The 21,426-nt window shown below is 43.7% G+C and carries 24 protein-coding genes; all 24 read right to left on the bottom strand.

Annotated features, from left to right (window positions below; translation table 11 throughout):
• Positions 1–4: 4 nt before the first annotated feature.
• Positions 5–415, bottom strand: a complete 411-nt coding sequence (locus ACTNEN_RS02380) for a flagellar export chaperone FliS (protein WP_441204465.1) — start codon at positions 413–415, stop codon at positions 5–7.
• A gap of 15 nt (positions 416–430) precedes the next feature.
• A complete protein-coding gene (gene fliD, locus ACTNEN_RS02375) occupies positions 431–2,944 on the bottom strand; it encodes a flagellar filament capping protein FliD (RefSeq protein ID WP_441204464.1) in 2,514 nt (837 codons plus the stop codon).
• A gap of 139 nt (positions 2,945–3,083) precedes the next feature.
• Positions 3,084–3,962, bottom strand: a complete 879-nt coding sequence (locus tag ACTNEN_RS02370; protein WP_441204826.1) for a chemotaxis protein — start codon at positions 3,960–3,962, stop codon at positions 3,084–3,086.
• A gap of 96 nt (positions 3,963–4,058) precedes the next feature.
• The gene (locus ACTNEN_RS02365) at positions 4,059–4,541 is read right to left on the bottom strand and encodes a chemotaxis protein CheD (protein WP_441204463.1); all 483 of its coding nucleotides are present in this window, start codon (positions 4,539–4,541) and stop codon (positions 4,059–4,061) included.
• Between the two features lie 5 nt (positions 4,542–4,546).
• Positions 4,547–5,164: a chemotaxis protein CheC gene (locus ACTNEN_RS02360; protein ID WP_441204462.1), complete on the bottom strand. Its 618-nt coding sequence runs from the start codon at positions 5,162–5,164 to the stop codon at positions 4,547–4,549.
• A gap of 21 nt (positions 5,165–5,185) precedes the next feature.
• Positions 5,186–5,917: a flagellar hook-basal body protein gene (locus ACTNEN_RS02355; protein WP_441204461.1), complete on the bottom strand. Its 732-nt coding sequence runs from the start codon at positions 5,915–5,917 to the stop codon at positions 5,186–5,188.
• Between the two features lie 12 nt (positions 5,918–5,929).
• Entirely contained in the window at positions 5,930–6,703 is a 774-nt protein-coding gene (locus ACTNEN_RS02350) for a flagellar hook-basal body protein (RefSeq protein WP_441204460.1), read from the bottom strand.
• Positions 6,704–6,774: 71 nt separating this feature from the next.
• Positions 6,775–7,539: a sigma-70 family RNA polymerase sigma factor gene (locus tag ACTNEN_RS02345; RefSeq protein ID WP_441204459.1), complete on the bottom strand. Its 765-nt coding sequence runs from the start codon at positions 7,537–7,539 to the stop codon at positions 6,775–6,777.
• Positions 7,540–7,559: 20 nt separating this feature from the next.
• A complete protein-coding gene (flhA, locus tag ACTNEN_RS02340; RefSeq protein WP_441204458.1) occupies positions 7,560–9,734 on the bottom strand; it encodes a flagellar biosynthesis protein FlhA in 2,175 nt (724 codons plus the stop codon).
• Between the two features lie 75 nt (positions 9,735–9,809).
• Complete coding sequence (flhB, locus tag ACTNEN_RS02335) at positions 9,810–10,874, bottom strand: flagellar biosynthesis protein FlhB (protein ID WP_441204457.1); 1,065 nt, start codon at positions 10,872–10,874, stop codon at positions 9,810–9,812.
• A 14-nt stretch (positions 10,875–10,888) separates the two neighbouring features.
• Positions 10,889–11,647: a flagellar biosynthetic protein FliR gene (locus ACTNEN_RS02330; RefSeq protein WP_441204456.1), complete on the bottom strand. Its 759-nt coding sequence runs from the start codon at positions 11,645–11,647 to the stop codon at positions 10,889–10,891.
• A gap of 2 nt (positions 11,648–11,649) precedes the next feature.
• Positions 11,650–11,913: a flagellar biosynthetic protein FliQ gene (locus ACTNEN_RS02325; protein WP_441204455.1), complete on the bottom strand. Its 264-nt coding sequence runs from the start codon at positions 11,911–11,913 to the stop codon at positions 11,650–11,652.
• A gap of 9 nt (positions 11,914–11,922) precedes the next feature.
• Positions 11,923–12,579: a flagellar type III secretion system pore protein FliP gene (gene fliP, locus ACTNEN_RS02320; RefSeq protein WP_441204454.1), complete on the bottom strand. Its 657-nt coding sequence runs from the start codon at positions 12,577–12,579 to the stop codon at positions 11,923–11,925.
• 59 nt (positions 12,580–12,638) lie between these two features.
• Positions 12,639–13,010 (bottom strand): flagellar biosynthetic protein FliO, encoded by a 372-nt coding sequence (gene fliO, locus ACTNEN_RS02315; RefSeq protein WP_441204453.1) that lies wholly within the window; start codon positions 13,008–13,010, stop codon positions 12,639–12,641.
• A complete protein-coding gene (gene fliN, locus ACTNEN_RS02310; protein ID WP_441204452.1) occupies positions 13,007–14,368 on the bottom strand; it encodes a flagellar motor switch protein FliN in 1,362 nt (453 codons plus the stop codon). The genes fliO and fliN overlap by 4 nt, the downstream gene beginning before the upstream one ends.
• 24 nt (positions 14,369–14,392) lie before the next feature.
• Complete coding sequence (flgC, locus tag ACTNEN_RS02305; RefSeq protein ID WP_441204451.1) at positions 14,393–14,845, bottom strand: flagellar basal body rod protein FlgC; 453 nt, start codon at positions 14,843–14,845, stop codon at positions 14,393–14,395.
• 16 nt (positions 14,846–14,861) lie between these two features.
• Positions 14,862–15,230, bottom strand: a complete 369-nt coding sequence (locus tag ACTNEN_RS02300; RefSeq protein ID WP_441204450.1) for a response regulator — start codon at positions 15,228–15,230, stop codon at positions 14,862–14,864.
• A 63-nt stretch (positions 15,231–15,293) separates the two neighbouring features.
• Positions 15,294–16,358 (bottom strand): flagellar motor switch protein FliM, encoded by a 1,065-nt coding sequence (locus tag ACTNEN_RS02295; RefSeq protein WP_441204449.1) that lies wholly within the window; start codon positions 16,356–16,358, stop codon positions 15,294–15,296.
• A 70-nt stretch (positions 16,359–16,428) separates the two neighbouring features.
• Positions 16,429–17,328, bottom strand: a complete 900-nt coding sequence (locus tag ACTNEN_RS02290; RefSeq protein ID WP_441204448.1) for an OmpA/MotB family protein — start codon at positions 17,326–17,328, stop codon at positions 16,429–16,431.
• A complete protein-coding gene (locus tag ACTNEN_RS02285; RefSeq protein ID WP_441204447.1) occupies positions 17,325–18,128 on the bottom strand; it encodes a motility protein A in 804 nt (267 codons plus the stop codon). The genes ACTNEN_RS02290 and ACTNEN_RS02285 overlap by 4 nt, the downstream gene beginning before the upstream one ends.
• Positions 18,129–18,335 carry a flagellar FlbD family protein gene (locus ACTNEN_RS02280; protein WP_441204446.1) on the bottom strand — a complete coding sequence of 69 codons (207 nt, stop codon included), beginning with the start codon at positions 18,333–18,335 and terminating at the stop codon, positions 18,129–18,131.
• A gap of 124 nt (positions 18,336–18,459) precedes the next feature.
• Positions 18,460–19,494 carry a flagellar hook-basal body complex protein gene (locus ACTNEN_RS02275; protein WP_441204445.1) on the bottom strand — a complete coding sequence of 345 codons (1,035 nt, stop codon included), beginning with the start codon at positions 19,492–19,494 and terminating at the stop codon, positions 18,460–18,462.
• Positions 19,495–19,547: 53 nt separating this feature from the next.
• On the bottom strand, positions 19,548–20,045 hold the full coding sequence (locus ACTNEN_RS02270) for a flagellar hook assembly protein FlgD (RefSeq protein WP_441204444.1): 498 nt from the start codon (positions 20,043–20,045) through the stop codon (positions 19,548–19,550).
• Positions 20,046–20,055: 10 nt separating this feature from the next.
• Entirely contained in the window at positions 20,056–21,423 is a 1,368-nt protein-coding gene (locus ACTNEN_RS02265; RefSeq protein WP_441204443.1) for a flagellar hook-length control protein FliK, read from the bottom strand.
• Between the last annotated feature and the right edge of the window lie 3 nt (positions 21,424–21,426).

Raw genomic sequence — 21,426 nt, 5'->3', positions numbered from 1 at the left:
ACTCTTACACGACAATGCCGGTTTCCGAAGGTCCTTGCGCCGCATTTCCAGCTTCACGACTTGCGCCTTCAAATCCCTCTCTCAGTTCTGCAAGGATCTGAATCAGCGCCGGCAGCTCATCTTTCCGTCTCTCTCTGCCTGCAAGCAGTCTGCCGATGTCAAAATTGATATAATTATAAAGCCTCTTAAGATCCGCAGAGATCGGCACATTCATTTCCAGTGTCACCGTAAGATAACGGATTATCCTTGATGTTTTTTGAAGGGATGCTTCAAAATATTCATATTCTTTGTCATCAAGTGAAATCTGTGCCTTCCGCAGGTTTCTGATTGCTTCATCAAAGCAAAGAAGCAGAAGCTCTGGCTGGCTCATGGACAGAATACTGTTTTCTTTATATTTTTGGAAGGAATTTTCCATTTTTGGTTCCTCGTATTACGCTAATGAAGACAAGTAAGCGGACTGACTGTTCAAATTGCTGATCGTTGTTTCCAATGTAGAAAACTGATTAAGATAACTCTCCTGCTCTGTCTTCAACTTTCCCTTAAGCTGTGTTAACATATCATTCTGTATATTAAGATCACTGAAAATCTGATTATCTCTGATGGACAGAGGAATCTTAGTTGATCCTGCCTCTTTTACAAGCGATCCATAGGAGTTACCGTTTCTCGTTGCGTAACGTGTAGCATAGGGGGTCAGGATATCTTCTATGATTTCTCCCAGGCCTTTGTTTCCTTCACCACCGGCCATCAGCTTTTTTACCTTATCCGGATCATTATCCATGGCTGCTCTGAACTTTGTCTCATCAAACTGGATCTTTCCTCCATCAAAGGTGTCTTCTGACATGGAAATACCAATCTCCTTAAGTTCTTCATAATTTCCGCCATTGTTCATAAACCGGCTAAATACAGTCTCCAGTGAAGAAGAAAGGGAACTTATGGTACTATCCCCATAGAGAAGACCAGATTTTGCCTTATCCTCCCATTTCTTTATTTCATCCTCACTCATTTCCTTTTTCTGATCATCTGTGAGTGGAGTATAACTTTTATCCGGTCTGGTCGTTGCTTCTTTCCGTACACCCTCTGCCAGCTTATTAAATGCTTCAATAAAGCTCTTTACCTTTTTTACTGCAGTATCCGTATCCGCCTTTGCTGTAAACGTAACCTGCTGAGAGCTGTCAAGCACTACATCTCCTTTTGCATTACGAAGCAGATCACCGTTTTCATCACGACTGGCGCCGCCAAAGATTCCATTTACCGTGACCTTAAGCCCATCAATCTGGAAGGTATTGGTACTGCTTGTTACAGTTTCCTGGACAGTACCCCCATAGGTATATACCATCTCTGCGTCCTGACCGTCGGTATTTTGACCGCCTCCAAAAATCTGATTGGCAATCGTGTTGGAACCATCTCCATGGATATCTATTTGCCGCCCGCTTCCTGTTTCATCCGAAATCAGGATAAATCTGCCGCTGTCTGATAAATATGACGCTTTTACTCCCGCATCACTGTTATTAATCTTGCTGAGCATATCAAAAATAGAGGTATCAGCAGTAATTCCTTTGATTACCTTTCCATTGATAGAAAAGTTGGCCAGTGCCTGATTCATCTCTTCTTCTGTATGATAACTAAGAAGTCCCAGCTTCTCCCGATTATCCCAAATTGAATTACGGAGTGTAAGACGATTGGATTCATTTTCCTTAATTCCGATATTACCACGTACAAGTATATCGGACGCATTGATGGTAAGTGTAGACTTTCCGTCAGCCGCATCAAAGCACAAGGTCTGATCACTGCCATCTGTACTCTGCTTCAATGTAACAGAGATTTTTCCCTTTCCAAATGCAGTCTCCATAGCGGATTGTACGACCTTCTGCAGATCTTCATTGGACGTAATCTCAGAAATATTATGAAATCCAGCTGCCTTTACGGCTTCATCATTTACAAGACTCAGTTCCTTTGATGTCCCGGAAAAACTGATATTAACCTTGTTTTCCTTCAGGTACTGCGCCATGCTGGTCTTTGTATCTTTTGCGGCATATGCATCTTGAAAAGTCTTATCCGCATTCTTATTCAACTCCTCTAAGGAAATCATGCCTTTGGCATTTCCGGTAAGAGTTGTTTTAAAACCAAGTCCGCTCAGGGCTGTGCTTGCACTGATATTTACACCAGGAATACTTCCTTTACGGTTTAACTCTCCCTCCGACCCCGTCAGACGAATCTTTTTATCTGAGGTCAACTCAAGCTGCAGATAATTGTCTTTGTCTTCATCGCTGACACTCGCTTTCTGCTGACGCAGGGCTGTATTGATTTCCCTTACAAGCTTTTCCGTATCATCCGTATTGTAATCGATTGTCTTCTCGACTTCTTTTCCATCCACTGTCTCCGTGTAACTATCAGGCATCGTAATGGAGGTGCTTTCATGATATGCACCGGAAACGTCATAAGATCCAAAAGAAACACTTTTTCCTGCAAGATGCGAGTCCTTGATCGCATGATTCATCGAAATGGATGTTTCTATCGGTGCAATAGAACCACGCACTCCGGAAACAACTGTGGCAGATGTAGCAAGACGAGTCACCGCGGAAATTGCAATATGGGCTGTCATATCAGAAAGGCCCGATGCACTGACATATTTAGTGCTGCTCTCATTTCCCTGCGCTGTCACAATAGATGGCTCATATAAATCCTCGTCCTTTACACTGGAGCCACTGGAAAAACTCAGAAAATTATCTTCTATATCCAGGATCTGATCCGTGAGATTACGATATGCATCCTGCTTCCACTTAAGCTTTGTGATATCAGCTTCCTTCTCTGTGACTCTGGTTTGTGTTCTCTGTGTCATGGCTTCTACAAGCGCGTCGCGGTCTAAACCAGACGCAAGCCCTCCGAAACCCCGGAGTGCTGTGTTGCCAATGGATGAACTTGTGGATGAAACGGATGATGCCATAGAATGCTCCTTTATCTCTGGAATCTTTTTTCCAGCTGCTTACGGATTAGATCGGCAAGTTTTTCATTCTCCGACTCTCTGCTGACCTGTACGGTACGCTTTATTTGCTTATCTCTGTCATTAACGCTCATATCTGTCCTTACTGATTAACTCTTTCCTTATCAAAGCGTTTGATTAAAGTATCCATAACATTTACAAGATGACGAATCTCAGGTTTACTAAGCTGCTCATCGGCACCGACCTCTTTGCCTTTTTCTCTCATTTGCTCATCTATAAGCGAAGAGAAAATCACAACCGGTATCCGCTTGAGATGTTCATCGCTTTTTACCAGTTTTGTCAGGTGATGTCCATCCATTAACGGCATTTCCAAATCCGTAATCAAAATCCTGACTTTGTCATAGACATCCGGTGCATCCTTAATTTCAGACAGATACTCCCAGCATTCCTGACCATTGTTAAAGATTTTGAGATCCATGAAGCCAGCTCGTTCCAGCGCATCCTGCAGCATCTTCTGCAAAAGTACAGAATCCTCTGCAATGACAACTGGCGCATTACAGATGGGCCGATCTCCCATTTCCTCTACCTCTGATACCTGAATGCTGGTCTCAGGCGCAATTTCCGCTACAATCTTTTCAAAATCCAGTATTGTAACCAACTCCTCATCGCATTGTGCAATGCCTGTCGCAACCGAAGTATCTCCTGAACCAAGTGTCCGATCCGGCTTCTGAATTGCATTCCACGAAATACGACTTATCCCTTCTATCGTATCCACCCTGAAAGCGACACACATTTTATTAAATCCAGTTACAATAAAAAGATCTCTTTCTCCAAACGGCTCCCTGCTCCCAAACAGATATTGAGAAAGATTGATGACGGTAATCAACTGTCCTCGAGGTTTAAAAAATCCTTCTACCGCAGGATTACTGTGTGGCATTGGCTTTACATGCTGCGCCATCATTATTTCTTTGACTTTTGCAACATTGATACCGTAATACTCCCCATTGACACGAAACTTCATAATTTCTATTTCATTGGTTCCCGACTCCAGCAGGATGCCCTCTTTCTTTTCGTCCTTCAATTTGAAACCTCCTTAAAATATAATCTCCAAATTGCGTTACAGTTTTTTTTCAGCATGTCCAAATGATCTCACTCTGACATCCCCTGTAGTAACGTCCAGCATCATGGTTCTTGCGTAATTAGAACCTGTGTCATCCCCGCTTATCCGAAACCCCTTATCTGCGAGAATCTTCCTGACAGTATCTGCATTTCGCTGACCGATATTGCCAAAACTGCTTTTTCCTTTAATTTCAAACATACAGGCACCTCCGGCGATCTTTACCACCGTCCGTCTCGGAAGCATGCCAAATGCTGTTAGTTTCCGAACAGTTTCCTGGATCCCTGTATCCGCATACTTATAAACATTCGAATCCAGGCTGTTTTGTCTCACTGGAAGAAGAATATGCAGAAGCGCTCCGAGCCGGATAACGGGATCATAAAAAGTGATTCCGATACAGGATCCGAGCGCATAGGTAATAATCAGACCCTCTCCCCGTGTAAATTTCATATCGCCTATCCCGACTCTTAATTCTTTTTCCATCGTATCTAAACTCCCAGCTTATCAAGAATCCGGTTCAATGACGTAATATCCGGAAGCATCAGGAGCCAGTCGGTAAATTTATGTTCCCCCAGCACAAAATCCGCATTAAAATACATCAATTTATCGGTTTCATAACCATATGCCGCAATTGGCACTGTCAGGATTGCTCCCAGCATATTAACTGCAGCACTTGGAACAGACATCCCGATATCCATATCCGCAAAACTGGAAAAAGCATTGACGTAGGAGCAAATAATGATATTGCCGATTTCCTCTAGCGCAGAAAAAGTCATATCGTCCATTTCAGAAAAACTCTGAATGGTTTTTCCAAAAAATGTCTGTAAAATAGTATTGGCAAAATCAAGATGAAACAGAAACAGCATAAGACCGTTGATATCTCCACTCATTTCTACCAGTGTTGCACCGACAATCTGCTCTGCATCTCCGATTTTTTTTATGGCATCATTATAATCGAGGACCTTAATCTCCGGAATCGCGATACGGACCTCTCTCCCCAGCAGCTTGCTTAAAGAAGTTGCCGCATGGCTGGTACCAATACTTCCGATTTCCCGCATCGCATCCAGCTCCTGTAAATTCATATCTCCATAATTTCTGATCCTCATGTAAGCTCCTTAACTGTTCCTTCAGGATCTCAAGCTGTTGACCGTACCTTCCATCTCGTCCGACGTCTGTACCATACGGAGTGCGTAGCTGAAGGCCCTCTGACTCTCGATAATTTTTGTCATCTCCCGCGCCATATCTGTACCGGAGGTTTCCAATACACCGGCGGAAATTCGGGCGTCTTTTTTCAGAACCGGAACATTTTTAGTATCTCCTGATTCCACATAATACTCATTATCTCCCTGACTCAACAGTCTGCTGGGATGAGGCAGTGTAAAAGCCGCCGGAGTAAAGTTCTTATCATGCTCATCTTTTAATTCTGACCGAATCGGCTGCTGTGTAGAATCCAGCACGTATTTCCCCGACGCAGTCGCGAGATAAGAGCTGCCATCCTCTGCCTCTCCGAGATGAAAATGGCCATCTCTTGTATAGCTGATCTCCCCGGTCTCCGGATCTTTCAGCATAAAAAATGCATTATTATCTTGAATTGCATAATCAAAAGGCTGATCTGTTGTTGTAATACCTGATGTTCTGAAATTTGTCGATGTCTGCACTACCCTTGCTCCAGCATCTGACATCAGATTTGTCACTGTCTCTTTCTTATCATTAAGCTTATAATTCACAAGTTCCCGGAATCGGGTATCCTTGGGTTTAAAGCCGTAATTATTGATATTGGCAAGATTGTTGGATGTAACATCCAGTCTTCTCTGTGAAGCACTGGCACCGGCCGCACCGGCCCAAAACGACATATCCATCGCTCGCCTCCTTTACAATCTTCCTACATCCGTACTCGATTTACTCATTACCTGGTCATACATTTTAAGCAGCTGTGCAGCACTCTGAAATGCCCTTTGGGATGCCATCATCGTTGTCATCTCCTCTGTCATGTCAACATTGGAATTTTCCAGCATCTGCCATTTCAATTCACTTCCCTGCTGTCCATTTACCGTAGTTCCATCCGACTTTGCCGAGTACATTCCATTATCCTCATGATGCAGGTCTGCGGTATTCTGAAATGCTGTAAGCCGGATGGTCCCACAGTTTATCTCTTTACCGTCACTCATGGTTGTGATGTTTCCATTACCATCCACTGTGAAATCCTCATTTGGAATCTGAATGGGCTGCCCATTTGTCCCGAGCACTCTTCCGATCCCGGTCAGCTCCAGATATCCATCCTGGTCTACGGAAAAACTCCCATTTCTTGTATACTGCACGCCTCCTGGCGTCTCGATATTAAAAAATCCATCTCCATTTATAGCAAAATCAAAGATATTTCCGGTTTCGTCAAAGGATCCCTGACTGTAATCCGTTACATTTTCTTTTGCTGTTACAATTTTGGAAACTGTAACGCCAAGTGGTTTCGGATCCTTTTTTGCTGTACGGCCTGTACGCAGCAGCATCTCATCCTGAAATGTACTCTGCACCATTGTGCCTTTTTTATAGCCGGCAGTTTCCGTATTAGCCATATTGCTGCTTACCGTAGCCAGGCGTCGCCTCTCTGTCAGCATCCCGGATGTCAGATTGTAAAATCCCTGATACATGTATTCCTCCCGCACAGGTTATTATGTCCAACTACTTTTCCATCGACATTTTTACTTATTTGTATAAGCTATCAGTTATATTTTTCCATATATTTTTTGAGCCTGAGAATAGCACTCCGGTGGAGCTGGGAAACACGAGGCTGGCTGATCCCCATAACCTCCGCAATCTGATTCATACTAAGCTCCTCTACATAATAAAGAGAAATGACAGTTTTTTCATTTTTTCCCAGCTGTTCAATCGCTTCTGTCAGCATTTTCACCGTTTCTCCTTTAAGCAGCTTTTCCTCCGGTTGCCCCTCGATATCCTCACTTATCACTTGAAGTTGTTTTTCATTACTCTCTGGATAAGACATATCCAGACTTAAAACATTGGTCATAGTTCTCAACCGCTGTACCTTACGGAGCTGTTTCACATCCATATGCAGATAATCCGATAATTCTGCCTCGGATGGAGTATGTCCGAGTTCCTTTGTAAGGAAGTCATTGGCATCATCAATTGATTTTCTGGATTTATGAAATGAGCGTGGCATCCAGTCATTTTTCCTCATAATGTCAATGACCATGCCACGTACTCTCCGGGACACATAGGACTCAAACTTGTTATCACGCGTCGGATCGTAGCGGTCTATTGCCTTCATAACTTCAATGACACCTTCATTAACGATGTCTTCCATCTGCATAAAATCGGAATACAGATCTCTCATCTGAAATGCCACAGCTTTTACAATATATACAAACCGAAGGGTGAGAGCCTGTCGGATCATGCCATCATGCGTCTCACAATAAAGCAGAAACAATTCCTCGTTTGTTTTTTCCTGATACTCATTAATCCCCATAATTTACTCCATACCATGAATCATTTATTTTCCAGTTTCAGGCTCCCTATTGCCTGAAGCTGTACGCTGCTTGCAATTTCATTAAAACTTAAAACTCGGACGTCCGGATAAAACTGCTCAATCAGATGATAGAAATGCGGTCGCATAACTTCTGATGTCAGAATAATCGGTGTCTCTGAAAGCTCCTTAAACTTTCTTACCTCTTCCGAAACCTGCCGGACAAGACTCTGAAGCACATCCGGCTGCAGTGCAAGATAATAGCCATTTTCACCTTTTGAAAGCGAATTCACCATGTTCTTTTCAAGTTCCGCATCCAGCGTCACAACCTGCATGTTTCCGTCTTCGCAATACATTCTTGTAATGGTGCGCTTCAGAGCAATGCGGACCTTCTCCAGCATCTGATCTGTATTTCTGATCGGAAGGCCAGTATCGGTAATATAATCCACCATGGTTTCCACAATCGTTCCGAGATCCTTGATGGATATTCCTTCTTTTAAAAGCATCGTAAGTACCTTTTGAAGCAGGTTATAAGAAATAAGATTTGGAAAGGCTTCTGTCACCAGTTCCTCTTCTGTCTTCTTGAGATTTTCCACGAGCCGGAAAACCTCCTGTCTGGTCAGAAGCTCATACGAATGCTTTTTCAGCACTTCCGACAGATGGTTCACCATAACTGACAATGGATCTATGACAGTATAGCCATATAACTCCGCACGTTCTCTTTGATCCGGTCGGATCCACTTTCCCGGAATCCCATAGGCCGGCTCTATGGTATCGATGCCTTCTATCTCTCTTTCCGGATGATCCGGCTGGAGCGCCAGAAAATAATCCACCAGGATTTCTCCTCTCGCAACTTCCTCTCCTTTAATTTTAATCACATATCCGTTTGTACCAAGTCGTGCATTATCCCGAATTCTTACTGATGGGATAACCATGCCCATATCCTGCGCATACTGTCTCCTAAAAATGATGATCCGGCTGGTAAGCCTGCCACCAGAAGATTCGTCTGCAAGCGGAATCAGGCTATAGCCGAAATCCATTTCAATCGGATCGACTTGTAATAGTCCATAGACATTATTGATATTACGGAAATAATCCGACTCCGAAACAGGCTTCCCGGCATCTTCTTTCTTTTCCTCCGTTACATCAGAAGTATGTGCCTTAGCTGTCTCACCACTGCCTACTGTCTGCACTGCACCTTGGGTTGCTGCTGCGTAAGCCTCTGTGCGCACTTCCTCCGGAGCCATTCTGATCTGCTTTTCAAGATAACGTCCACCCACAATAAATGCCATAGCAACAATCAAAATCTGTATGACCGGCATACCCGGAACAATCACCAGACAGGCGATAATGCCTCCGGCGATAACAAACGCTTTAGGCTGTGTGAGGAACTCCGTGGAAATGTCTTCATTCAGAGAGCCCTTTGCGACTGCTCTTGTCACAATCATGCCCGTCGCGGTAGAAATAAGAAGCGATGGAATCTGTCCGACAAGACCATCTCCTACTGTCGCAATCGTATAGGTATTTAAAACTGTGCCTATATCCTGTCCGGACTGTACAATGCCTATGATACTTCCACCCACAAGATTGATTGCCGTGGTGATGAGAGACATAACTCCATCGCCTTTTACGATCTTTGTCGCGCCGTCCATAGATCCATAAAAATCGGACTCTCTCTGCACATCCCGACGCCTGCAGGCTGCCTCTTTTTCGTCAATCAGACCCGCGTTCAAATCCGAATCAATTGCCATCTGTTTTCCAGGCATCGCGTCCAGACTAAATCTCGCGGAAACCTCTGCGACACGCTCTGCACCCTTTGTGATGACCGTGAAATTCATAAGCACAATCACGAGATATATGATGAGACCGACCACTACATTTCCATTTAGTACAAAATCGCCAAAAGCCGCAATGACCTGTCCAGAATTACCGCCATTGGAAAGGATGTTTCTTGTGGTAGAAACATTGATTCCCAAGCGAAACAGTGTCGTAAGAAGTAATAAAGATGGATAAATTGAAAATTCCAGCGGGCTATGGATCGTCATCGTGATCACCAGGATCATCATGGAAATCGCCATATTCAGTATGATGGCTGCATCCGCTAGTGCCGGTGGCAGTGGAATAATCACAAGCAGGATAATCACAAGTGCCATCACCACTATGGAATTTTCAGAAATGATTTTTGTAATATTTTTCATATTCTTGATCAGTTCCTCAGACTTAGTTCTGACAGGTTCTCTTTAACAAATGTTTAATCCCGGCAGAAAGCCTCATCATCGCAGCTTATCTTCCCGATGATCCTGCCGGTAAATATAGACAAGCAGTTCTGCAACCGCGCCATAATATTCGGATGGAATTTCCTGCCCGATCTCACATGCAGCATATATAGCTCTTGCGAGCGGCTTGTTTTCCACCCAGGGAATACCTGCCTTTTCTCCAACCTCCACGATTCGCAAAGCCATGTGATCCAATCCCTTGGCAACAATATATGGTGCACCATGTTTCTCAGGATCATATCGGATTGCAACCGCGACATGCGTAGGGTTCCGGACAATTACATCTGCTTTGGGAACCTCCTGCATCATTCGCTGATTTGACATTTCCCGATGCTTCTGCTTCATCCGGTTTTTTACCTCCGGGTTTCCCTCTGTCATTTTATATTCTTCTTTCACTTCCTGCTTTGTCATCATGAGGTCCTTGGTGTACTGCCTTTTCTGGAACATGAAATCAAAAGCGCCGATCACAGCAAAAGCAAGGATGACTCGTAATAAAAGGTCCCATATTAGATGAAGGAGGTTTACTACACTTTTTTCCGGAGTCATGTTGATCATCCTGGCGATCGGGTAAATATCCTTTTTTATCATAGAATAAAGAAATATACCAAGCAGGATAACCTTCATAAGGCTTTTTAAAAACTCCATGAAATTTCTGAGACTAAACATCCTGCTTATACCGGCAAGCGGATTCATTCTCCCAAGCTTTGGCTTCAGTGATTTGAAAGAAACATTAAATCTCGTCTGGATTCCATGAGACAGAATCCCAACAAACAGAGCTGTTACAAGAATCGGCGCGCAGCACTCGACAGCCATCGTAAGAAAGCGGAATGCAAGCGACCTGTCCATGGAAAGTGTTTCATTACCTAATGCATTCAAGATCCAACGCAGATATCCACTCGTACAGCGATAAATAAACGGTAGCATCATTTTCAATATAAAAAATGCTCCGAGCAGTACGACTACCGTTGCTACATCTTTGCTTTGAAAAACATTTCCATCCTTCCTTGCATCTTCTTTCTTTCTTTCCGTGGGGAGCTCGGTTTTATCGTCTTTATCACCCATGTATCATCCCTTTCCTATCCCGGACCCATCAGCATAATAATATTTTCCATTATTTCCGGCATCTCATTAAAAATTGTTTCTGCAACATCCATCATCGGATGAAAGAGAAACAGGAGCATCAGCATCCCGATAATAATTTTTGCCTGGAAATTAATGCTGAACATATTGATCTGCGGAATAACTCTCATCAGTATTCCGAGCGCGATTTCTGTCAAAAGTTCAATGCCCATCACTGGAAATGCAAGTTGCAGACCAAGAACCGCTGACCTGCAGAATGTCTTAAGCATAAAGGATGCAAGTTCTCTGGTAATCTGGACACTTCCGAACGGAATATGCTCTGCCGTGCCAAACAAAATACGGAAAAAAGTAAGATGCGCGTCTGATGTAAAAAAAATAAGCATTATGAAATCAAGATATAATGCCGATGTAATAGATGATTGGGATCCCATGTCCGGATCATAAATCTGCGCCATATTAAGTCCCATAGAAAAATCCATGATAGATGTCGCAGAACGAAATATAAAAAAGGTAAGCTCCATCCCAAAGCCGAGAGAAGCCCCCAAAGCCAGCTCCTTAAGGAGCATAACCGCGTATTCGATCCTGTTTTCCGGTTCCTGCACCATGGTTCCGCCTGTCCATACATAAAGCATGGCGCTCAGCATAAAGATAAACATTCCTCGTACTACTGGAGGAAATCCGTTTCTGGACCAGATACTATTAAATGCAACTGCACCTGTCATCCTCATCACAATCAAGCTGAAAAGCAGAATCATAGCTACCCCGTTACAATAAAATTAAAGATCATGATGGTAAAGTCCTGCATTTTGGTCAAGATTGTTCCTCCCAGAACTGCCAGCATGATGACAATGACAATCAACTTTGGTACAAAGGTAAGTGTTTGTTCATTGATCTGCGTTGCAGCAGAAAAAACCGCAACCAGGATACCTATAACCATACTCGCAAGGAGCAGTGGCAATGCAATCTCCATTGCAAGCCGAAAGGTCTGATACATCACATCCAACGCTTCGGTTGTATCCATTTCTCCTCCTTACCGAAAACTCTGTACAATATTGCCAAACAATAATTCCCAGCCATTTACAGTGATAAACAGCAATAATTTAAATGGCATGGAAACCATCGTTGGCGGGAGCATAACCATACCCATTGCCATAAGTGTGGTAGAAACGACAATGTCAATCAGAAGAAATGGAAGATAAAGCAGAAATCCTGCCATAAATCCACGCTTCAATTCCGATGTCATAAATGCAGGAGTTACTACAGTCAGAGGATACTCCACGACATCCTCCTTCATCTCTGTTTTAGACATATCCACAAAGTGATCGAGCGTTTTCTTTTCAGTATTCCGAAGCATGAATTGTTTCATTGGAATGACTGCCTTTTGAACCGCTTCATCCTGTGTAATCACTCCCTGCTTATAAGGTTGATATGCGGTTTCATTAATTTCCGATATCGTCGGTGACATAATAAAAAGGGTGAGAAAAAGCGCGATTCCGACGAGTACCGTATTTGGCGGAGTCTGCTGTACACCCATTGCAGTTCTTGTAAAAGACAGTATGATGATAATTCTTGTGAAGGATGTCATCATGATAACGATCGAGGGCAGAAGCGCCACAAGAGTGATCGTAAGGATGAGATCCAATGTCGGCGTATTACCGCCGTTTAATCCTGTCAGTAAATTCCCCATTATTTACTGTTATCCTCTCCATAAGAAATGATGAGCTGCTAAAGAAGCATGATTTGATATTATTTTTTTCCGAATTTATGTTTTCCTAACAGCTCTTTATATTTTTCCTGATATAAATGATAATACTGCAGGAAACTTCCGGTATTTTCTCCGCCGGTCCCCACTCCGTCGGTATCCGGGAAGTCTCCTTCCAGCTCCTTCAGAAGTTCTACTCCTTTAGAACTGGATCCGATCAGATAATGCCGGTCCTTAATTCTGACAATAAGAATCTGCCGATCCTGACCAACCACCATCTGATCTATAATTTTCATATATTTGCTATTGTGACCAAGATGCCATGTTTTTCCAAGTGCCCTACTTACAAGATAAGCGAGCACAAGGATCAGACCAAAAACAAGAACTACAGATACCAAAGAGATCAAACTGTTCATCCCAGTATCTCCGGATTAGTTGCCTTACGCAGGATTTCCGTAATACGTATACCGAAATTATCCTCTACCACGACGATATCCCCATGCGCGATGCATTCCCCATTTACATATAAGTCTGCCTGCTCTCCTGCCATCTTATCTAGAACTACAAGCGATCCCTGTGTGTATTCCAGGATATCCTTTACCGGCTTCCGGGTTCTTCCGATTTCTACAGATATCTCCAAAGGCACTTTCATAAGCATTTCTTTATTCGCTTCAATTTCCTCGCCTTCGCCATTTGGGATGTCATCAAACTGCTGCGAGTTCATAGAATGCAGAAGATTGCTCTTACGAGATTTCTCCGGTACTTCACCAGAATTCGGTTTTGAAGCATTTCCGGATGCTTTCATTTCCTGAATCATCTTCATCATCTCAAGCTGTGATTGCTGCATTTGATTCACGATGTTAAAGATTGTCGGATCCATGTTTCCCGGCGCTGAAGGTGCTGGAGCGGTATATGCCGCTGTCGGTGTCGATGCAGCAGTATTAGTGGAAACCGGTGTATTCACGGGAGTTGCAGCTGCCGTTTGCGTTTCCATGCCCGGTACTGCTATAGAAGCATCGAATGTGCTCTCTGCGGCAGGCTTTTCTACATCCGCATTGGCGGATGTCTGTACCATCTTTACCGGAGTTGAATCCATTACTGTCTCTACCGGTGGAAGCACGGGCTCGGGAGATGTTTCATCCGCTTTCTTTTCCTCACCCTCGCTCTCAATTTCCATCCCAAACTGTTGCACAAAAGGTTTCAGGAGTTTCTTTACAAGCCCGACATTCATGATATTCATGAATTCGCTTTGAAGCTTTCCCTCAATTTCCAACAGGAATCTTACAACAACCTGGTCTGTATCCTCTGGAAAATATGTGTTCCTAAATTCCTTTTCATTGGTAATTTCAAACGTAACCGGCGTGGAAATATCAACTGGTATAGAAAGAAACTCGGAGAGTGCTGTGGCGGAGGAACCCATCATCTGATTCATGACTTCACGGATAGCACTTTCATTCATCTCGTCCATGACAAAATCTTCTTCCGGTATTTCCATCCCCATCATCATGCCGACAATGATTCTTACATCATTTCGGGAAAACATCATGATGTTCCGTCCATCGAGCCCTTTTACATAAGAAATTTCCACACCTACTGCCGGCTCTAAATCACGGAATTCAAATTCATCCCTGTTCTGTATCTTCACCTTCGGCGTCGTGATATTCACCTTGGTGCCAAGCAATGTAGACAATGTGGTCGCAGATGCGCCCAGACTGATATTCATGATTTCGCCGATCGCATCAATTTCCATGCTGCTGAACCTTGTCTGTCCCATGTTTTGCTGCTCTCCTCCCTTCCGTTATTTTCCAATCTCAAGTGCCTTCTGTGCCATGGCCTTCATGGCATTGAGAGCAGTCACATTGGCCTCATAGGATCTCGTCGCGGACATGCTGTCCACTGTTTCCTTTAAAACATCCACATTAGGCATTTCCACATATCCGTCCTGATCTGCATCCGGATGCGTCGGGTTATAAACTCTCTTCATATCCCGATCATCCGTAATGATCCGGGATACTCTCACACCAGCCGTTTTGCTGGCATGAAAGCCTCTGCCCCGCTCCGCGTTAATCAGAGCCTCTTTAAAAGATCCCGCTCCGTAACTCTCAAATACGACATCCTTTCTGTGATAAGCCTTGCCGTTTTCTGTACGAGTGGTATCCACATTGGCAATATTTTCCGCAGCCACATCCATCCTGATTCTCTGTGCGCTCATCCCTGATGCACTGATATCAAATGATCCTAAAAAAGACATCCCCAGCCCCCTTTTATCAAGCACCTAAAATCGTTTTTACAGTAGAGGTTATCCTCTCCGCATTAAACGGCTTTACAATGAAATCTTTAGCACCGGATTTGATGGCATCCACAACCATGGATTCCTGCCCCATCGCCGTACACATAACAACCTTGGCATCCGCATGTGCTCCGCGGATCTTTTTTAGCGCCTGCAAACCATCCATATTTGGCATTGTAATATCCATGATCACAAGATCCGGATTTTCTTCCTCATACTTCTTGACTGCCTCAGCACCATCCTGTGCTTCCACATATTCATAATCCGCAAATCCTCCCTTTGTAAGCGAGTTTTTAATCATCATACGCATAAATGCTGCATCATCAACCAGTAAAATCTTTGCCATTTCTTTCTCCTTTAAGCTTTAAATGAGTATCTTGATTTATATTGATCAAGCCGGTGCCGTATATTACGGTTCCCTGCTGCCTGTATCTGATGTATCTGAATTCTTGCTGTCATCAGGTTTGATCAAGTCTGTGATCTCTACGGAAATATTTTTATGATGAACCCCCATCGTGCCGGTGAACCAGGGCTGCCGTCCAACATAAAGCGTAATCGGTGTGTTTTTTGACTTGTTCATATCAATCACATCCCCCGGCTCAATGCTGTATAGTTCATCCATGCTGAGGCGAATCCTCCCGAGCTCAGCAGTAACCGGAAACAAAGAATCCCGGATGTGCTCCATAATAATGTCCGAATTATTTTCATAGGAGAACCCTCTTGCCAGGTGTTTACGATTGTCTATAGTCTTAAATACATGCTCTAGCAGAGTTCCCGGAATACAAATCCTTATTTTTTCTGCGGAAATACCGGAAACATCAACATTCAAAACAATCATGATAACTGTTTCATCGAGTCCTACGTCCTGTGACATCTGCGGATTTTCCTCGACACGCTGAATCCGGAAATCTACATTAATATAATTGGCAAAACCATCATTCATCGCCCTTATAATGTAACTGAGCACTCTTTTATAAAGTGCCATCTCCACATCGGTATATCGGTAATCCTCTGCCACCTTGATCACAGTATCGCCACCACCCAGCATGTGATTAATGAGCGTTATAATAAGCCCGGGAGAAACATATGTCATAAGCGAAACATTACTTTTTCCCTTATCCTGCAGATACATATCTACTACTGTCATGCAGTCATTTTCATGAAAGGAATTAACATATTCATAGTATCTGGTCTCTCTCAGCTCAATCACAGTAATATCGGTCATGGCCCGGAATACACCATTTACCTGAGAAGTCAGGATCCTGGCATAATTTTCAAATATGCTTCTAAGAAGCTTTAGCTTTTCCTTTGTAAATTTCCTTGGACTGTAAAAATCATACTTACTGAATCCGTCCTCTGGCTTTTCTGTGATTTCCTGTTTCGGTACATCTGTACCTTCCGGCAAACCACTGTTGCCGTCAGCCATGGACTTAAGCAGTTCATCAATCTGACTTTGCGATAAAACATCCGCCATTCTGTTAACACCCCTAAAATATATTTATATATGAGGGGATCCCCTAACCCCTATTTTTTGTTTACATCGTTCAGGATCCCGGCTCGGCTTCCCGGCTTTCCGCGGCCGGATTACTGCCGTCCTCCATCAATACCATTGAAGTATCGCCATTGATGTTTTCCTGAATTTCCTTATAGTAATCGTCAAGACTTTTATCTTTTGCGTCCTTATCAATCAGCAGAATTTCTACTCGACGGTTGGCTGCGCGGCCTTCCGGTGTGTCATTGGACTCAAGCGGTTTATACTGACCATATCCGATACTCACAAATTTATCCGGATCTATAATACTTTTTTCCTGTAGATAAACTGTAACTTCCGCAGCCCGCATGGAACTCAGCATCCGGTCTGACCTCAGATTATTGCTTTGCCCCGGGTCCGCCTGTGCTGTATGTCCCATGACATTAACCTGCGAAATCAGGTCATTGGTACCTTGTATCGTATCAGAAAACACATCCAGCGTTTTTTTACCTTCTTCCGTCAGTACAGAACTGTCACCGCCAAAAAAAGCCTTATCCTTAAACACAACAAATGTATAATCCTCACCGCCCGTTACCTCTGCATCCTGTGATAATCCTGCTTTCTTTAAGGCACTGGCTATCTGCAGATAAAGTTGATTGCTGTCCGGATCAATCGTATTTTGCTCGACAGACGCGTCCCCAAGGCCGTTGTCTGCATCAGTCTCCGATACATCTGTCTCAATCTCGCCATTTAAAACAATCGGCTCTTCTTCGGCATCCTTGGCTTTGAGACGTTCGCTTGGTGTTACACCATCTGGATAAATGCTTCGGACAAAAATGTCCCACTTCTGTGAGTCTACACTTGACATGGAGTAAAGCAGTACAAAAAAGGTTAGAAGCAGGGTAACAAGATCCCCATAGGTATCCATCCAGCTTCCGCCTTCGTCTCCTCCGCCTCCCTTTTTTTTAATCACTTGTCTCCTCCCTTATCTCCGGATTTTTTCATCAATTTATCCTGTTGTCTCTGTTGCAAAGACGCAAGCAGATGCTCACGGATTGTCTTAGGATTTTCACCTGCCTGGATTGCAAGCACGCCTTCGATGACCGTTGTACAATACAGAATCTCCTCATTGTCCCTGACGCCAAGTTTCTGCGCAATCGGGTGAAACAATACGTTGGAAAGCGTAGAACCATAAAAGGTTGTAATCAGGGCAACACCCATATCCTGTCCAAGTGTACTTCCTCCGCCGCTTCCGGAGAGATCCATTGCCTTCAGCATGTTAATCAGACCAACCAGTGTGCCGATCATGCCAAAAGCCGGTGCCAGTGCTGAACCTTTGAGGTACATTCCCCGTGCCTCCTCATGCCGTGTCATCATGCTTTCTACCTGACGCTCCAGCACAGCTCTTACCTTATCCGGATCATTGGCATCTACAATCATAAGCACTGCGGATTTAAAAAACGGTTCTTTGATTTCTCCCGCCTTCTCTTCCAAAACCAGAAGTCCGCTCTGCCTCGCAATCATAGCAAGATCCACAATCTGATCCACTGTCTGTGGAATATTGTATTTTTTGCCACGAAAACAAATTGCGATATGCTTTGGGACATCCTTAAGAATCCGAAATGGATAACAGGCGATCAATCCTGCTATGGTTCCTCCCACTACAATAAGGATGGATGGCATATCCACAAAATTTCCAAGCTTCTGCACCGTAATTCCATTGACAATCAATATAATCGCCAATATCCATCCGACTAATGTCGAAATATCCATTTATTCCTTCCTCACTTTATCCTGAAACGTGAGAATGTCATGAAACAGCTGCTGCACCTGCCGCTCAATGGATTCCACAGAATCCTTGACAAGGTAATAATCCCCATTTGCAAGTTTTATCTTTGTTTCCGGAATCTGTTCAATAAAAAGGACCTGCAGATAATTGACAATCAGCGGTGCTCCATTTAGACGTGTAAGATGAATCATAACCTTCCCTTTCCTTTTCTTTCGACAGGTTTCTGAAATTTATTAGTTTTACCCGGCCGCTCCGGAAAAGTCCCAGGAGAAACCACTTCAGCTTTTTATAACAGCATCTAGTAATTGCCAGAACTCAGCGCTTCATGTTAACCAGTTCCTGCAGGACTTCATCCGAAACAGTAATGATCTTGGAGTTGGCCTGAAATCCTCTCTGTGTGGTGATCATATCCGCAAATTCCTTAGCAAGATCTACATTGGATCCCTCCAGATATCCTGCCATCAGATTTGGCGTGGATCCATCTCCAGGAACCTTGGCTGTCACCATGCCAGCATTATCTCCAGGTGTGGTGTTAAATCCATTGTTACCCGCCTTCATAAGTCCCTGTTCGTTTTGAAAGCCTGCAACAGCGACCTTACCAAGAACAATGCTTGTCGACTGTCCATTATCATCAATCACGCCACGGATCGTTCCGTCATTATCTATGCTGACTGATTTCATCTGCAGGGAAGATCCAAGATCATATTTGCCTTCTCCTGTTGTTCCGGATGCGATTTCAGAAGGCGCTTTGAGCGCTACAAGATCACTACTGAACTTTGTCGCAGAGTTCCTTGGCTGTTCCGCGGAAAATCCCATCACATAATTCTGGTTTGCATCCACGATGTATCCATTTGCATCGATAGAAAACTGTCCTACTCTTGTAAAGGTAAGACCGGCATTTTTAAGCGCATCACTCGTTTTGCTTGCAGCTTCACTATTTTTGGTGGTATCTCCCTTATTATTTTTATCATCATCCTTGGACAGCTCCACCTTGTTTGGTGTGGAACTCGTAATAAAGAACCCGGATCCGTTGATCGAAGCATTAAAACCGCCGACATAGCTTGGTGTGGAACTCGTCATATCCGTTGTAATCGCACCCGTCATAGTTCCATAGCCATACTGTGCACCATTGACACCAGCCACATAGGTCCCTGCAGCGTCTTTTCCGTCTTCCTTTTTTACGGAACCGCCAGAGGATGCGGTAGATGTCTGATACATAGCATCCTTAAAGCTATACGTCTGTGCTTTGAAACCAAAGGTATTAACATTGGCGATATTATTTCCAATGACATCCAGTTTGTTCTGATGTGCTCTTAATCCAGCGACTGCAGAATCCATTGCTCTTAACATATTGATCTCCTTTAATGAACTTACTGATTTCCTATCTAAAAAGACAATAATAACTAAACCTGGTCCGTTTCCTTTGCTGCTTTTTCCGGAGTCTGAGCGGAACTATTTCCTCCTACGGAAATAACATCGGTTAATTTATAATTTGTCGGATCCCCCGACAGGCGAAGGCTTAACTCCTTACCGGAAAATGAAACAGATTCCACAAGTCCGGACTTTGTAACTGCTTCTATGCCTTTTTCCTCATCCGCCGGTACGGAAACCATGACGTTTTTTCCAATCATACTGATGCCGTAGCTTTGCTGACTCATCGTCATCTGTTTCTCCATCGAAGTATTGACAGCTGCCAATGACTGGATCATCGCCATCTGAGACATCTGTCCCAGTATTTCACTGTTTGACATCGGACTCGTCATATCCTGATGCGCAAGCTGAGAAGCCATAAGCTTAAAATAGCTCTGAATATTCAGCGTATTCTTGTCATTCTTTTCTGCCGTATAAGTCTTGATGCTGTACGCATCTGTCGTACTGCTTAGACTTGAAATATTAGCCATTGTCTCCTCCTTAAACCAGTCCCAGTCTCATCTGCTGCAGGAAAGTTTCCGCCACAGCTTCTCGATGTGCGTTTCTCTGTCGGCTCTGTTGTCTGGCCCCCTGTTGCTGGCTTCCTTCCGAATTTCCCGGATCCCTTTCATTTAGATCCTGGCTTGTAGAAGACTGCTCCGTAGCAGTAACAATCACTTCTGTGTCCTGCCCGGTTTTCTGCGTTAGAATGCTTCCCATCGTTTCCGCATGATGACTCAGAATATCGAGCGTTCTATCACTGGACGGAATCAGCTTCACCTCAGATTCATTTCCATGAAAGCTGATCTCCACTGTAATTTTTCCAAGGCCCTGCGGATCCAGTCGAAGGATGATTTTTCCATTATCCGTAGGAAGCCTCTCTGAAAGAAAATTTGTAAGATCACTACCTAAAGATTCCTCAGAAGTATGAAGCGTGTGGACTTCGCTCAATGTTCCCGTATCTCTTTCTGCTGGAATTTCTTTAGAAACGGGAGATTGCATTCCGGATATACTCTGATGATTTGTCAACGTCTCTGTCTTTTTTAAGCCTTTGATGGAATGCATTTCGTCCTTCCGGAGATTAGATTTTTTACTCCCGGATGCAAGCTCATGAATACCCTCTTTCAAATCCTGGCTTTGGAGCAAAGATCCGTCTGCATTTTCGCGCTCTTGCCCGATCTCTTGCATATCCCGCAATAAAATTCCAGGCCCGGTTTCTGCCTCTGTTTTAAATAAATGCCTGTGCAATTCTAAAGCAAGTCCGGATCGTCCCTTAGGCCTGACTGCATTCTCGGAACTTTGAGTATCAAGGATGCCTTTTTTCCCCTGCGTAACTTCCTGCATCCATCCGCTGGTAAGCGTACTTTCTTCCTTGATGCCATCACCTGCCGAGATTGCAGATTCCGGAGACGCATTCTTTGATAAAAATGGCTTCTGTACCGATAAATCTCGAAGATCGGATGTTATGCATGGAAATGTATCTGCTAGTTTTTCTTCTGCCTTCTGGTTGCCAGCATCTGATAATTTTATACTGGAGACTTTATCTGTCTGACTGCTTTGCATTAATTGATCAAGCAATGCGAGCTCCTGTTCACTCTGCTTTTTCAGCCTGTCCTTATTAAGATCTGTGCCTTCAGTACATTCATCTGCCTGATTCACATCTTTTTTACCGGATGCATACTGATCCAAATGCTTTTCAGATACAAGAGTTGCTTTCATCTCTGCTCCAGTGTCCGAAGCACCACTTTGCAATTTCTTTGTATCCTCCATAAGAACCATGAAATCCGCGGATCTTTTTTCTGTTTTTCTATATGAACCAGTTTTACTGATATTATCCTGACAGTTTACCTGATTATTTACTGATTCCATGTT

This window comes from Oribacterium sp. HCP28S3_H8 (genome assembly GCF_052064775.1).
Classification (GTDB): Bacteria; Bacillota; Clostridia; order Lachnospirales; family Lachnospiraceae; genus Oribacterium.
The sequence above is the reverse complement of the archived record's forward strand: the minus strand, read 5'-3'. Positions and strand labels throughout refer to the sequence as shown.